The organism is Staphylococcus sp. 11262D007BW, from assembly GCF_053547815.1.
The window spans coordinates 1,245,151-1,258,086 of sequence record NZ_JBPWPJ010000001.1 but is presented as its reverse complement, the minus strand read 5'-3'; the positions used below and the strand labels follow the sequence as shown (position 1 = coordinate 1,258,086).

The following is a 12,936-nucleotide window of genomic DNA, read 5'->3' as shown; positions in this document are numbered from 1 at the left end:
AATAGCCGGCCTAGCTCAATTGGTAGAGCAACTGACTTGTAATCAGTAGGTTGGGGGTTCAAGTCCTCTGGCCGGCACCATCTTTAGAGCCATTAGCTCAGTTGGTAGAGCATCTGACTTTTAATCAGAGGGTCAGAGGTTCGAATCCTCTATGGCTCACCATTGTTAAACGCGGGTGTGGCGGAATTGGCAGACGCACTAGACTTAGGATCTAGCGCCTGACGGCGTGGGGGTTCGACTCCCTTCACCCGCATATGCAGAAGTAGTTCAGCGGTAGAATACAACCTTGCCAAGGTTGGGGTCGCGGGTTCGAATCCCGTCTTCTGCTCCATTATTTTGCCGGGGTGGCGGAACTGGCAGACGCACAGGACTTAAAATCCTGCGGTGAGAGATCACCGTACCGGTTCGATTCCGGTCCTCGGCACCATCTTTAAATGATGCGCCCGTAGCTCAACTGGATAGAGCGTTTGACTACGGATCAAAAGGCTATGGGTTCGACTCCTATCGGGCGCGCTACCTAATATATCGGGAAGTAGCTCAGCTTGGTAGAGCACTTGGTTTGGGACCAAGGGGTCGTAGGTTCGAATCCTGTCTTCCCGATAACCATACTTAATAATGGGGGCTTAGCTCAGCTGGGAGAGCGCCTGCTTTGCACGCAGGAGGTCAGCGGTTCGATCCCGCTAGTCTCCACCATTTATTTCAATTTTATATATACAAGATATGGCGGCGTAGCTCAGCTGGCTAGAGCGTACGGTTCATACCCGTGAGGTCGGGGGTTCGATCCCCTCCGCCGCCACTAGTCTTTAGGACCTTTAGCTCAGTTGGTCAGAGCTAACGGCTCATAACCGTTCGGTCGCAGGTTCGAGTCCTGCAAGGTCCATTTTCTTTGGAGGAATACCCAAGTCTGGCTGAAGGGATCGGTCTTGAAAACCGACAGGAGCTTAACGGCTCGCGGGGGTTCGAATCCCTCTTCCTCCGCCATTTATTATTAACGCGGGATAGAGCAGTTCGGTAGCTCGTCGGGCTCATAACCCGGAGGTCGGTGGTTCAAATCCGCCTCCCGCAATTACATAATGGTCCCGTAGTGGAGCGGTTTAACACGCCTGCCTGTCACGCAGGAGATCGCGGGTTCGATTCCCGTCGGGACCGCCATTATTATGGTTCAGTAGCTCAGTCGGTAGAGCAAAGGACTGAAAATCCTTGTGTCGGCGGTTCGATTCCGTCCTGAACCACCATTCTCTTTGCCGGCCTAGCTCAATTGGTAGAGCAACTGACTTGTAATCAGTAGGTTGGGGGTTCAAGTCCTCTGGCCGGCATCGTACGGAGGGGTAGCGAAGTGGCTAAACGCGGCGGACTGTAAATCCGCTCCTTCGGGTTCGGCAGTTCGAATCTGCCCCCCTCCACCATCTCATAGGGGCATAGTTCAACGGTAGAATAGAGGTCTCCAAAACCTTCGATGTGGGTTCGATTCCTACTGCCCCTGCCATGGCGGTTGTGGCGAAGTGGTTAACGCATCGGATTGTGGTTCCGACATTCGTGGGTTCGATTCCCATCAACCGCCCTTAAATAAAATTAATGGGCTATAGCCAAGCGGTAAGGCAACGGACTTTGACTCCGTCACGCGCTGGTTCGAATCCAGCTAGCCCAGTTACTTTTGGCGGCATAGCCAAGTGGTAAGGCCGAGGTCTGCAAAACCTCTATTCACCGGTTCAAATCCGGTTGCCGCCTCCATTCTTAATGCTATGCGGGAGTAGTTCAATTTTAGAACACTTTCCTTCCCGGAAAGAGGTATAGGTGTAAGTCCTATCTTCCGCTCCATATAATAACTTAATACGATGCGGGAGTAGTTCAATTCTAGAACACTTTCCTTCCCGGAAAGAGGTATAGGTGCAAGTCCTATCTTCCGCTCCATATTAACTTCCGTATTCCATTTTACTTGGAAGTTTTTTTACTGTTAGGCCGGTGTGGCGGAATTGGCAGACGCGCGGGACTCAAAATCCCGTGTCTTTTAGACGTGTCGGTTCGAACCCGACCACCGGTACTCTTTGGTTTAGGCTCAAATCAGGTCGTCGGACTTATGAATTTTTCATAAGTCCGATTTTTTTATCTCTAAATGTTCTCGCTTTGATTCATTTTCCTAACCATTTTTAAACCTCTTTCTTATAAAATTTATGCTCATTCCACTCATATTGTTTTCTCTTGGATATTTTAATTTTATGATAATTTTGATTTGTCATTAGTTTCGCAAAAATCATATTGCTCTTATAAATCGAATGTATTATGATTACAGTATTATACAAAGGGGGGAGAAGGGAATGGCTAAATCTAACAATAGCATTCTACATTTTTTTAGTGTCATTTTAAATGCAGTTGGGGCAGGCGTGATTATTGCCTTATTACCCAATGCTTTATTAGGGGAGTTATTGAAGTTTTTCAAAGAAGGTAATCTAATTTTAGAAAGTATCTATTTTATTGTTGTGATTATACAGTCATTTATGGCTTTTATAATAGGTGGATTATCAGCACATCAATTAAAGTTCTCTGGTACAGGAATTATGTTAGTAGCTTCAGCGGCTATGATAGGATCTGGTGCGCTCCAGTTCGAAAATGGTCAAGTTGTACTGCAAGGTATTGGTGACATCATCAATATTATTATTGTTGTGGTCGTTTCTTGTGCATTATTCATATTATTAAGAGGTCGCTTTGGTTCTCTCGAAATGATTGTTTTACCAGCTACGTTGCCAGTTATCGGTGGTGGTATTGGCTTACTGACTTTACCTTTTGTTAGTCAAATCACACAATTAATCGGTCAGGTTATTAATTCATTTACTGAATTGAATCCATTACTTATGAGTATATTAATTGCAGCTACGTTCTCTTTATTAATGGTCACACCCATTTCACTTGTAGCGATAGCAGCTGCTATTTCACTTACAGGTTTGGGCAGTGGTGCAGGTAATTTAGGTATAGTTGCAGCGTGTGTCACATTTATTTTTGGTTCTTTCCGAGTGAATAAATTAGGGGTTAATGTGGTGTTAATTATGGGAGCAGCAAAGATGATGATTCCCGTATATTTTAAGCATCCAATTATAGCTATACCTTTATTAATTAACGGTATTAGTGCAGGTATTGTTACATATATAATGAAAATTCAAGGAACGCCAATGTCTGCAGGATTTGGATATTCAGGATTTATAGGTCCAATTAATGCATTTAATCGTATGACAGGAGATCCATTAATGAATATTATATTACTACTATTAGCTTACTTAGTTATTCCATTTACACTAGGGTATATTGTTCATCTATGTTGTAAGAAGTTTTTACCCAAATATTCAGATGATATTTTTAAATACGAGATTAAAACAGAATAGGTTCGTATTTCTTAAAATGACTATTTAAAAAGATAATAATTTAGGATGTAATTTCTTTTAAATGATAGGGCGTATCGAAAGAATATGTTAAAATGTAGTGGTGAGTCTAAAGAGGTGACATAAATGGATGTTAGAGCATTAAAGCAAAAAATCATTGATTATGCACATGAAATTGGAATAGATAGCATTGGATTTACGACTGCTGATCCATTTGATGAATTGAAACAAAAGTTAATTGATTATCATCAAAAAGGATATGCTTCTGGATTTGAACCTTCCGATATTGAATTAAGAACGAATCCAACAATGACAATGCCGAGTGCTCAATCAATTATTGCAATTGCAGTAGGATATCCAAATAAATTAAAAAATGCACCTAAAAGTGTGAAAGGTGATCGCCGAGGTTTATTTGCACGTGCTTCTTGGGGACAAGATTATCATTCAATTATGCGTAAACGTTTAGACTTATTGGCGGAATTTATTCAATCATACGTTCCTGAAGTTGAATTACAGTCTATGGTTGATACGGGTGTATTATCTGATAGAGCAGTAGCTGAACGTGCTGGTTTGGGATTTACTGGAAGAAATGGTTTTGTGATTAATCCTGATTTAGGCACATGGACATATTTAGGTGAAATGTTAGTCAATATACCATTTCCACCAGATGATCCTATAATGGATAGTTGTGGTGATTGTACTATTTGTGTTGATCGTTGTCCTACTGGTGCTTTAGTAGGGAATGGTCAATTAAACAGTCAAAAGTGTATCAGTTTTTTAACTCAAACTAAAGGATACATGCCAGATGAATATCGTTATAAGATTGGTAACCGATTATACGGTTGCGATACTTGTCAACAAGTATGTCCTAAAAATCGAGGCATTAACACTCAACAAGAAGATATCATCTTAGAACCTGAGATTTTAAAACCAAGACTTATTCCGTTATTAACAATGAGTAATAAGACATTTAAAAATACTTATGGCCACTTAGCCGGTGCTTGGCGGGGGAAAAAACCGATACAAAGAAATGCGATTTTGGCACTTGCTCATTTTAAAGAAGTAACCGCTATTCCTCATTTAAAAGAAGTTGCTGAAAATGATCCAAGACCTATGATACGTGCAACAGCTTTTTGGGCAATCGGTCAAATTGATGGTGAGCAAGAAAGAGAATATCTGATGCATCACTATCAACATGAAATTGAAGAGGTACAAGTGGAGATCATTAAAGGATTGGAAATGGAGAGAAACTATTAATGACAGTTAATGTAGTATTATATCAACCTGAAATACCTGCAAATACAGGTAATATCGCACGAACATGTGCAGCCACAGATACGAAATTACATCTTATTCGCCCATTAGGATTTAGTACGGATGATAAAATGTTAAGACGTGCTGGATTGGACTACTGGAAATATGTAGATATTACATACTATGATAGTATTGAAGCATTTTTTGAACAAACAGATGGTCATTATTATTTACTGACAAAGTTTGGATCTAAAACACATACATCTCAAGATTTTTCAGATACAACAGAAGATCATTACTTTATTTTTGGAAAAGAAACAACAGGCTTACCTGATTGGGTTAAAGATCGATACGATAATACCGCATTACGTATTCCAATGAACCAAAATGTCAGAGCTTTAAACTTATCAAACACCGCAGCAATACTTATATACGAAGTGTTGCGTCAACAAGATTATCCTGGATTAAGTTAACATTATTCCTGGAACCAGGTTAATGTGGTTTTGATATTAAAATGTTTTAATTTCATTATAATAAGGGTATACGTCTAATAATATAATTGGCTATCTAAAGTGAACAGAGGAGTGTAAATTATGGCAATGAATTTTAAAGTATTAAAAGATACTGAAGCGGTAGCAGTTTATACGGCTGATATTTTAAGAAAACAATTTAATAGTAATCCAACTACAATTGCAGGGATTCACTTAAATAAGGAAGCTGCACCTGTATTAGATACATTAAAAAAGAATGTAGATAAACACGCAGTCGATTTCAGTCAAATTCATATTTTAGATTATGATAAACAAACATCTTACTATAAATCTTTAGGTGTTCCAGAAGACCAAATTCACGAAATTGCTGAAGATGATCAAGTAGAATCATTTATCGATCATCATGCTAAAACAAAAGATAATAAAGGTAAATTAACGTTACAAGTACTTACAATTGACGAAGCAGGTTATTTAAATGTAGACGTTAAAGGCGGCGTATTACCTGCTAGAGAGATTGTTGTTGTAATTACTGGCGAAAATAAAGCTGACATGGTTAAAAAGTTATATAAAGATAATGGCAGCACAACATTTATACCATCAGCATTAAAAACACATCGTATGGTTAATGTCGTTATGGATGAAGCGGCTGCACAAGGGTTACCAGAAGATGTACGTGAATACTTCACATCATTATATGCATAGGAAGAAGGGAAATGTATGACTGAAAAGAAAGATCATGAAAAAGATTATGAGAATGAAATGGTCGATGGTCTAGATGATATGAAAGAGCTTGGTAAAGAAATGGAACAAATTTCTGAAGAAAATGACCAAGACAAATTAGACCAAGACCATGATCAAGACGTTCGTTCTGATCAGTAATATTTGAGCATGAGCATGTTTTGAATTTATCTGGATGTGCTCATGCTCCATTTAAAATGTAAATCATTTTCCATAACAGGATATAAAAAGGAGCAACGATGAAACTAAGTCGATACTGGGTAATACTCCTCATACTTTCTACTGTAATCAATTTATTATCTATCAAAGGATTTCCATTGGCACTTGGTACGTTATATTTACCTGTTTTATTTAAGGTAGTAAAGTTACAGCTTAATTTATCAGATGGATTAGTCGATGCTGATAGTGTCAATGCAAATACATTTATTCGCACTAATCAAAAGGGCATTATCATTAGCGTAATTTGTTGTATCGCTATCACAGTTGCCCTATATATTTATTTAGATGATTTTTATAATACTCTAACTGGTGTGTTAGGCGGTCTCATCGCATTGAGCCCTGTTACATTAGTTATTGGCTTTATTTTATACATCTTAACGTCTATTAGTGTAGTTCAAGCAGTAAAAGAACGATTTCAATAAGCCTATTTTGTTTAGCCATCATTTTATAAGGTGATGTGCTATTCAAAATAGGTTTTTTTATATGCATTATTACTTTACTGTTGATTATATAGTGAGATTAATAGATAGAGATGGTATAGTGAAAGTAGACTAATGCGATAATCGCAATTGAAGGCTGATTTCAATTAGTGCTATAATTTAAATATAAATATAAAACAAAAAGGGGAGTCATATAAAGATGTCAGTTAGAATTGAACATGATACATTTGGTGAAATTGAGGTGCCTGGTGATAAATACTGGGGCGCACAAACGCAAAGAAGTAAGCAAAATTTTCCAGTAGGTCGCGAAAAGATGCCTTTAGAAGTCGTTTATGGCTTTGCACAATTAAAACGTGCTGCTGCTTTAGCAAATAACGAATTAGGCAAGTTAAGCGATATTAAAAAAGATGCTATTGTGCATGCTTGTGATAAAGTTTTAAATGGAGAGTTAGATGAACATTTTCCATTAGTTGTATGGCAAACAGGAAGCGGTACACAAAGTAATATGAACGTAAATGAAGTAGTGAGTTTCGTAGCAAATGAATATTTAAAAGCGCATCAAAGCGATGAAACGATTCATCCTAACGATGACGTTAATAAGTCACAAAGTTCAAATGATACGTTCCCAACCGCTATGCATGTTGCACTATATCATGAAATTGAGACTAAATTAGAACCTGCATTAAAAAATTTACGCGAAACATTTTATAAAAAAGAAACAGAATTTAAAGACATTATTAAAATCGGTCGTACACATTTACAAGATGCAACGCCGATTACATTAGGTCAAGAGATTAGTGGTTGGAGATACATGCTAGATGTATGTGAATCATTAATTAGTGAATCTAAAAAGCATATTCTTAATTTAGCGATTGGCGGTACAGCAGTTGGTACAGGCATTAATGCGCATCCTGACTTTGGTGATAAAGTAGCTGGCTATATTGAGAAAAATACAGGTTATCCTTTTGTGTCATCAGAAAATAAATTCCATGCCTTAACAGCTCATGATGAAGTAGTGCAATTACATGGAAGCTTAAAAGCATTAGCTGGTGACTTAATGAAAATTGCAAACGATGTTAGATGGTTAGCTTCAGGTCCACGTGCAGGTTTAGCTGAAATTTCAATTCCTGAAAATGAACCAGGCTCATCTATCATGCCAGGAAAAGTGAACCCAACACAATGTGAAATGTTAACAATGGTGGCTGTTCAAGTAATGGGTAATGATTCAGTCGTTGGTTTTTCTAGTTCTCAAGGGAACTTTGAATTAAATGTATTTAAACCTGTTATATTACACAATACGCTTCAATCTATTTACTTATTAGCAGATGGTATGAATACATTTAATGATAATTGTGCGACAGGTATTGAACCAATCGAATCTAATATTGATAATTACTTAAATCAATCATTAATGTTAGTGACTGCATTAAATCCTCATATTGGCTATGAAAATGCGGCTTCAATTGCGAAAAAAGCTCATAAAGAAGGCTTAACTTTAAAAGAAGCGGCAATTCAATCAGGTCATTTAACTGAAGAACAGTTTGACGAATGGATTAAACCTGAAAATATGGTTCATCCGAATTAATCAAGGAGGATTCTCACATCAATGATTAGAAATGGATTAATCGATATTGGTTCTAATACCATTCGGTTAGTGATATTTGAATTTAGTACTGAAACAGGATTAACTGAAATACAAAATATAAAAACGCCAGCACGTTTAAGTCAATATTTAACACCTTCCCAAGAAATGAATGAAGAAGGTATACAAGTACTTATTAAAGCGTTGCATAGTTTCAAAAAAGTAGCGGATAAATTCCAAGTCGCTCAATTATTTCCAATAGCGACAGCGGCAATTCGTCAATCTAACAACCGTAATGCCATTGTCAAACGTGTTAAATCTGAATTAGGCATAGATATCATTATTATCCCTGAAGAAGATGAAGCATTTTATGGGTCTTATGCTGTGACGCATACGACAAGTATCAATAATGGGATTACTGTAGATATTGGTGGAGGTTCAACAGAGCTCACTTATTTTAATCAAAAAAATATAAAAGAAGCCATTAGTTTTCCATTTGGTGTCGTCACTTTAAAGAACAAATTTTTCGCTCACAAAGATCATAACGATAAAGATGCGATTAAAGAAATGGAGAAATTTTTAAAAAGTGAATTTAAACAAGTGGATTGGCTTTTAAATCAAAATGTAAGTTTAGTGGGTATTGGAGGTTCGGCACGTAACAGTGCACGAATCCACCAATCTTTACACCAATATCCAATTGCTGGTGTCCATGGTTACACGATGTCAAAAAAAGACTTAAAAGAAGTGTATCAAGTGTTGAAAAAATCATCGCGTGATACCTTAACCAATTTGGATGGTTTAAGTCGTGATCGTGTTGATATTATTTTACCTGCCTTAGCCGTATTTAATGTATTATATGAATTGATTGATGCGCAAGCCTTCACTTTTTCTAGAAAAGGGATTCGAGAAGGGTTTATTATGAACCAAATTGCTAAGAGTAACCAAGCTGAGTTTAAAAAAGAAAATGTGTTAGAGGATGCATTACGTCATTTAGCAAATGAATATAAAATTGAACCTACAGCAGCAGAACAACGTGTGAAATTAGCCTCTTCTTTATTAGAACAACTTGAAGACTTTCACCAAATAAAAGTCAGCGAGACATTAAAGGCGCAATTTAAACAAGGTGCCTACTTGTATTATTTAGGTAAGTTTATTGATTCGGATTCAAGTGCGCAACATACTTACTATATTATTGCGAATTCTAGTATTAATGGTCTATCTCATATAGAACGGGTACGTCTTGCGTTATTAGCTAGTTTTAAAAATAAGACATTATTAAAATTCTTCAGCAAAGAAACAGGTTGGTTTACAGATGAAGAAATAAGTCTCATTCAATCTCTTGGTGGTATCATCAAATTCGTCAATGCTATGAATATTTCAAATACAAATTTAGTAAGTCAATTAACTTTAGCGCAACACGATAATAAATTTGACTTAACGGTATTTTGTAAAGGCGAACCAATAGCTGAAGAATATCAATCTAATCGACAGAAAAAACACATAGAAAAAATAATTAAGGATGAACTTTGCATTAACTTTAAAGAATCTTAACAATTAATTAATAAATTATAGTACGTAAATATGTTACTCTGAAACTATTCGGGAGGTTGAAACTTAGGAAAAGTTGTTGTATTGAAACTTTTATGATCTTATGACGCCTAAACTTTCAACCTCCTTTAATAATGAGGTGAATGAATAAAGTGGAAAATGACAAGTCACATTTTGATATAAATCATCCAGATTATTATAATAATAGGGAAGTTAGTTGGTTAGATTTTAACTATCGAGTATTACAGGAGGCTTGTGATCCTAAAAATCCTTTATTAGAACAATTGAATTTTATAGCGATCGGAAGTTCTAATCTCGATGAATTTTTTATGGTTAGGGTAGCTGGTTTGAAAGACCAAGTCAAAATGGGGTTTGATAAACCAGAAAATAAAGCCCAACTCACTCCAATGGAACAATTATCAGCAATTGAACAAAAAAATCGTAAAAATGTGGATTTTCAATACCAACGTTTTAATGAGTTAATTGAGGAACTTAAAAATTATGATGTTTATTTGCGTAAACCTGAGGAGTTAAGCGATCAATTAATTGAACAACTAGAAAACACATTTTTAGAAAATATTTTACCTACGTTAACACCACTTGGGATTGATGCGTATCGTCCATTTCCTAAATTAAATAATAAAACATTGAATATTTTTGTAGATATTGATACAGGTGATGCGATTAATTCTGCTATTGTTCAAATTCCTACACTTTTAGAACGTTTTACAACGATTAATGAAGGAAACAAGCAATACGTTATTCTGATTGAAGATGTTATTTCATACTTTATGAATTATTTATTCAATGGATATGAAATTTTAAATACGTATACTTTCAGAATTACAAGAAATGCAGATTTAACCATTCATGAAGATGGTGCAGAAGATTTATTAATTGAGATTGAACGGTTTTTAAAAGAGCGCAAAAGTGGTGCAGCTGTAAGACTTGAAGTAGATAATCGTTCTGGAGAAAATATAAATATAGAATGGCTTCAAGAGACGTTAGAGCTAGGATCTGAAGATGTTTATTATACAGATGGCCCATTAGACTTAACGATGGTATTCGATTTGGTAGGGCACTTATCTCATAAATTAAAAGCGTTAACTTATCCAAGATATACGCCACAACCTCCGCAATCATTAGGTAATCGAAATATATATGATTTAGCGTTGAAGCGTGATATCTTTTTCCATCATCCATATGAGTCATTCGATCCTATCGTCGATTTTATTAAAGAAGCTGCTGAAGATCCTAATACGATGGCCATTAAACAAACGTTGTATCGTGTAAGTAGTGATTCGCCGATTATTGAAGCGCTTAAAACGGCAGCAGAAAATGGTAAACAGGTTACTGTCCTTGTGGAACTAAAAGCACGTTTTGATGAAGAAAATAACGTTCAATGGGCACGAATGCTAGAAGATGCAGGATGCCATGTCATGTATGGTATGACGCATCTAAAAACGCACAGTAAAATCACTTTAGTGGTTAAACGAATCAATGGTACGTTAATTCCTTTTGTTCACTTAGGCACTGGAAACTACAATGATAAAACCGCAAAATTATATACCGATATGGGTATCATTACTACAAATGAAGAAATTGGACAAGATGCTATGAGCTTCTTTAATTATTTGAGTGGCTATGCGATAAAACCGAATTATAAACAGTTGATTGTGGCACCATATGAAATTCGTGACTTATTTATTGAACGAATTGATGAAGAAATAGAGAGTCACAAAAAGTATGGTAACGGGAAAATGATGATGAAGATGAACTCATTAACGGATAAAGCATTAATTAAAAAGTTATTTGAAGCCTCTCAAGCAGGTGTGAAAGTTCAATTAATCATTAGAGGTATTTGTTGTTTAAAACCAGGTGTACCTGGAGTAAGTGAAAATATCGAAGTTGTAAGTATCGTTGGCCGTTTACTTGAGCATTCGCGTATTTATTATTTTTACAATAATGGCGATGAAAAGATTTACCTTTCTTCAGCAGATATGATGACGCGTAATATGATTAAACGTGTTGAAATTTTATTTCCAGTATTAAACAAAAAGATTGCTAAACGTTTAGTCGCGTTTTTAAATTTACAGTTATCTGATAATCAAAAAGGTCGCTATCAAGATCAATATGGAGCGTATCATTACGTTAAAAATGATTTACCACCATTAAACTCTCAAGAGTATTTGATGGAGGAAGCAACGCAATTTGGTCTTCACTTAAAAAAGGAAAATATCGTGGAAACAGGTTTACCAGTACGACCTAAAACGAATTGGTTAACACGGATTAAAAATCGTTTTAGTTAATAGAAGGATATAAGACTGAAAATACAAATAGGTTGAGACTAAAAAGTTTTAAATTAATGTGGTTGGACACCGTTGATTGGGTTCCCAGCGCATTAATACTTTAGGTCTCAACCTTATTTGTATGCTTATTCTACATCATCTAAAGAGACAGAAATCATTTGCTGTGTAAAAGGGTGTGTCAGTTCGATTTGATAACTTTCAAGTTTAAGTTGGCGTAACTTAGAGTCACTATATAACGGATCGCCAATTACAGGATGCCCAATTTCTGCTAAATGCACTCTGATTTGGTGTGTGCGACCTGTATCTAATTTAATTTTTAATTCACAAACCCCTTCTTTTAACATGTGTGCCTCTACAATATGTGTGATGGCGCGTTGTCCAGTTTTAGAAATGCGACGTTTGTTAGGATGAAATTTATCTTTTCCAATTGGTAAATCAATCGTTTGAGGTTTGATAGGTAATAAACTTTTGACTTGTGCTCGATAGATACGGTGAATTTCATTATCTTCTAATTGTCGGTCTAAAATCTTTTTAACGATGGGGTTTTTAGCGACGATGAGCAATCCAACAGTTTCTTGGTCTAAACGATGAATGGGTTCTACATAAGAACAATCTAATGTATATCGAATATGGTTCATTAATGTATTGCTTTCTTTTAAATCATTTGGATGCGTTTTAACGCCTTTAGGTTTTAAGACAATTGCAAGATAATCATCCTCATAGGCGATTTTAGCGTAACGATAACTTGGAAGATATTGACTCGTTTCATCGCTATCTGGGAGTGTCACAACATCGTTTGATTGAACTGTAGCATTCAAATTGGAAGGTTGATCATTTACTTTGATTTCTTTAGACATATTTAAAAAGTGAAGTTCTTTTTTAGGTAATTTTAATGTTTTTAATAGCTCACGTATTGTCATATTGTGAAAGGGTTCTGCCACTGTAAATTTCATAATTGCCTCCTTAATCATTCCTTACTCATCA

10 protein-coding genes and 23 tRNA genes are annotated in these 12,936 nt (G+C 36.1%); 32 read left to right on the top strand and 1 reads right to left on the bottom strand.

Annotated features, from left to right (window positions below; translation table 11 throughout):
• Positions 1-4 precede the first annotated feature (4 nt).
• The 32 genes from ACEE93_RS06235 (at position 5) to ACEE93_RS06080 (ending at position 11,952) form a co-directional block, all read left to right on the top strand.
• Positions 5-80 (top strand) — tRNA-Thr (locus tag ACEE93_RS06235).
• 6 nt (positions 81-86) lie between these two features.
• Positions 87-162, top strand: a tRNA-Lys gene (locus ACEE93_RS06230).
• Positions 163-171: 9 nt separating this feature from the next.
• Positions 172-253 (top strand) — tRNA-Leu (locus tag ACEE93_RS06225).
• Positions 254-256: 3 nt separating this feature from the next.
• A tRNA-Gly gene (locus ACEE93_RS06220) sits at positions 257-331 on the top strand.
• Positions 332-338: 7 nt separating this feature from the next.
• Positions 339-427: transfer RNA gene (locus tag ACEE93_RS06215), tRNA-Leu, on the top strand.
• 12 nt (positions 428-439) lie between these two features.
• Positions 440-513 (top strand) — tRNA-Arg (locus ACEE93_RS06210).
• 13 nt (positions 514-526) lie between these two features.
• Positions 527-600, top strand: a tRNA-Pro gene (locus tag ACEE93_RS06205).
• Between the two features lie 17 nt (positions 601-617).
• Positions 618-693 (top strand) — tRNA-Ala (locus ACEE93_RS06200).
• Positions 694-722: 29 nt separating this feature from the next.
• A tRNA-Met gene (locus tag ACEE93_RS06195) sits at positions 723-796 on the top strand.
• 10 nt (positions 797-806) lie between these two features.
• Positions 807-880, top strand: a tRNA-Ile gene (locus ACEE93_RS06190).
• Between the two features lie 8 nt (positions 881-888).
• Positions 889-981: transfer RNA gene (locus tag ACEE93_RS06185), tRNA-Ser, on the top strand.
• An 11-nt stretch (positions 982-992) separates the two neighbouring features.
• Positions 993-1,066: transfer RNA gene (locus tag ACEE93_RS06180), tRNA-Met, on the top strand.
• A 9-nt stretch (positions 1,067-1,075) separates the two neighbouring features.
• Positions 1,076-1,152 (top strand) — tRNA-Asp (locus tag ACEE93_RS06175).
• A 7-nt stretch (positions 1,153-1,159) separates the two neighbouring features.
• Positions 1,160-1,235, top strand: a tRNA-Phe gene (locus ACEE93_RS06170).
• Positions 1,236-1,243: 8 nt separating this feature from the next.
• A tRNA-Thr gene (locus ACEE93_RS06165) sits at positions 1,244-1,316 on the top strand.
• A 6-nt stretch (positions 1,317-1,322) separates the two neighbouring features.
• Positions 1,323-1,406: transfer RNA gene (locus ACEE93_RS06160), tRNA-Tyr, on the top strand.
• A 6-nt stretch (positions 1,407-1,412) separates the two neighbouring features.
• Positions 1,413-1,486 (top strand) — tRNA-Trp (locus ACEE93_RS06155).
• A gap of 2 nt (positions 1,487-1,488) precedes the next feature.
• A tRNA-His gene (locus tag ACEE93_RS06150) sits at positions 1,489-1,561 on the top strand.
• Between the two features lie 15 nt (positions 1,562-1,576).
• Positions 1,577-1,648: transfer RNA gene (locus tag ACEE93_RS06145), tRNA-Gln, on the top strand.
• A gap of 8 nt (positions 1,649-1,656) precedes the next feature.
• Positions 1,657-1,731, top strand: a tRNA-Cys gene (locus ACEE93_RS06140).
• 13 nt (positions 1,732-1,744) lie between these two features.
• Positions 1,745-1,818 (top strand) — tRNA-Gly (locus ACEE93_RS06135).
• A 19-nt stretch (positions 1,819-1,837) separates the two neighbouring features.
• Positions 1,838-1,911: transfer RNA gene (locus ACEE93_RS06130), tRNA-Gly, on the top strand.
• A 47-nt stretch (positions 1,912-1,958) separates the two neighbouring features.
• Positions 1,959-2,041, top strand: a tRNA-Leu gene (locus ACEE93_RS06125).
• A gap of 274 nt (positions 2,042-2,315) precedes the next feature.
• Positions 2,316-3,374 (top strand): PTS transporter subunit IIC, encoded by a 1,059-nt coding sequence (locus ACEE93_RS06120; RefSeq protein ID WP_449156241.1) that lies wholly within the window; start codon positions 2,316-2,318, stop codon positions 3,372-3,374.
• Between the two features lie 123 nt (positions 3,375-3,497).
• Positions 3,498-4,628: a tRNA epoxyqueuosine(34) reductase QueG gene (gene queG, locus ACEE93_RS06115; protein WP_449156240.1), complete on the top strand. Its 1,131-nt coding sequence runs from the start codon at positions 3,498-3,500 to the stop codon at positions 4,626-4,628.
• Complete coding sequence (trmL, locus tag ACEE93_RS06110; RefSeq protein ID WP_449156239.1) at positions 4,628-5,098, top strand: tRNA (uridine(34)/cytosine(34)/5-carboxymethylaminomethyluridine(34)-2'-O)-methyltransferase TrmL; 471 nt, start codon at positions 4,628-4,630, stop codon at positions 5,096-5,098. The genes queG and trmL overlap by 1 nt, the downstream gene beginning before the upstream one ends.
• Positions 5,099-5,218: 120 nt before the next feature.
• Positions 5,219-5,818, top strand: a complete 600-nt coding sequence (locus tag ACEE93_RS06105; protein WP_449156238.1) for a 6-phosphogluconolactonase — start codon at positions 5,219-5,221, stop codon at positions 5,816-5,818.
• A gap of 15 nt (positions 5,819-5,833) precedes the next feature.
• Positions 5,834-5,995: an SAS053 family DNA gyrase inhibitor gene (locus ACEE93_RS06100; protein WP_449156237.1), complete on the top strand. Its 162-nt coding sequence runs from the start codon at positions 5,834-5,836 to the stop codon at positions 5,993-5,995.
• A 98-nt stretch (positions 5,996-6,093) separates the two neighbouring features.
• Positions 6,094-6,495, top strand: coding sequence for a hypothetical protein (locus tag ACEE93_RS06095; RefSeq protein WP_449156236.1), 402 nt, complete (start codon positions 6,094-6,096; stop codon positions 6,493-6,495).
• Positions 6,496-6,712: 217 nt separating this feature from the next.
• Entirely contained in the window at positions 6,713-8,098 is a 1,386-nt protein-coding gene (gene fumC, locus ACEE93_RS06090; RefSeq protein WP_449156235.1) for a class II fumarate hydratase, read from the top strand.
• Between the two features lie 21 nt (positions 8,099-8,119).
• Entirely contained in the window at positions 8,120-9,646 is a 1,527-nt protein-coding gene (ppx, locus tag ACEE93_RS06085) for an exopolyphosphatase (RefSeq protein ID WP_449156234.1), read from the top strand.
• A gap of 140 nt (positions 9,647-9,786) precedes the next feature.
• Entirely contained in the window at positions 9,787-11,952 is a 2,166-nt protein-coding gene (locus tag ACEE93_RS06080; RefSeq protein ID WP_449156455.1) for an RNA degradosome polyphosphate kinase, read from the top strand.
• A gap of 125 nt (positions 11,953-12,077) precedes the next feature.
• Here the strand turns inward: ACEE93_RS06080 and ACEE93_RS06075 are convergent, their stop codons facing one another.
• Positions 12,078-12,905 carry an RluA family pseudouridine synthase gene (locus ACEE93_RS06075; RefSeq protein ID WP_449156232.1) on the bottom strand — a complete coding sequence of 276 codons (828 nt, stop codon included), beginning with the start codon at positions 12,903-12,905 and terminating at the stop codon, positions 12,078-12,080.
• Positions 12,906-12,936 lie beyond the last annotated feature (31 nt).

What these genes read in the sequence shown, in the direction of transcription:
- ACEE93_RS06120 (WP_449156241.1), top strand. Translation starts at nt 2,316, where the DNA reads ATGGCTAAATCTAACAATAGCATTCTACATTTTTTTAGTGTCATTTTA.
- queG (WP_449156240.1), top strand. Translation starts at nt 3,498, where the DNA reads ATGGATGTTAGAGCATTAAAGCAAAAAATCATTGATTATGCACATGAA.
- trmL (WP_449156239.1), top strand. Translation starts at nt 4,628, where the DNA reads ATGACAGTTAATGTAGTATTATATCAACCTGAAATACCTGCAAATACA.
- ACEE93_RS06105 (WP_449156238.1), top strand. Translation starts at nt 5,219, where the DNA reads ATGGCAATGAATTTTAAAGTATTAAAAGATACTGAAGCGGTAGCAGTT.
- ACEE93_RS06100 (WP_449156237.1), top strand. Translation starts at nt 5,834, where the DNA reads ATGACTGAAAAGAAAGATCATGAAAAAGATTATGAGAATGAAATGGTC.
- ACEE93_RS06095 (WP_449156236.1), top strand. Translation starts at nt 6,094, where the DNA reads ATGAAACTAAGTCGATACTGGGTAATACTCCTCATACTTTCTACTGTA.
- fumC (WP_449156235.1), top strand. Translation starts at nt 6,713, where the DNA reads ATGTCAGTTAGAATTGAACATGATACATTTGGTGAAATTGAGGTGCCT.
- ppx (WP_449156234.1), top strand. Translation starts at nt 8,120, where the DNA reads ATGATTAGAAATGGATTAATCGATATTGGTTCTAATACCATTCGGTTA.
- ACEE93_RS06080 (WP_449156455.1), top strand. Translation starts at nt 9,787, where the DNA reads ATGAATAAAGTGGAAAATGACAAGTCACATTTTGATATAAATCATCCA.
- ACEE93_RS06075 (WP_449156232.1), bottom strand. Translation starts at nt 12,905, where the DNA reads ATGAAATTTACAGTGGCAGAACCCTTTCACAATATGACAATACGTGAG.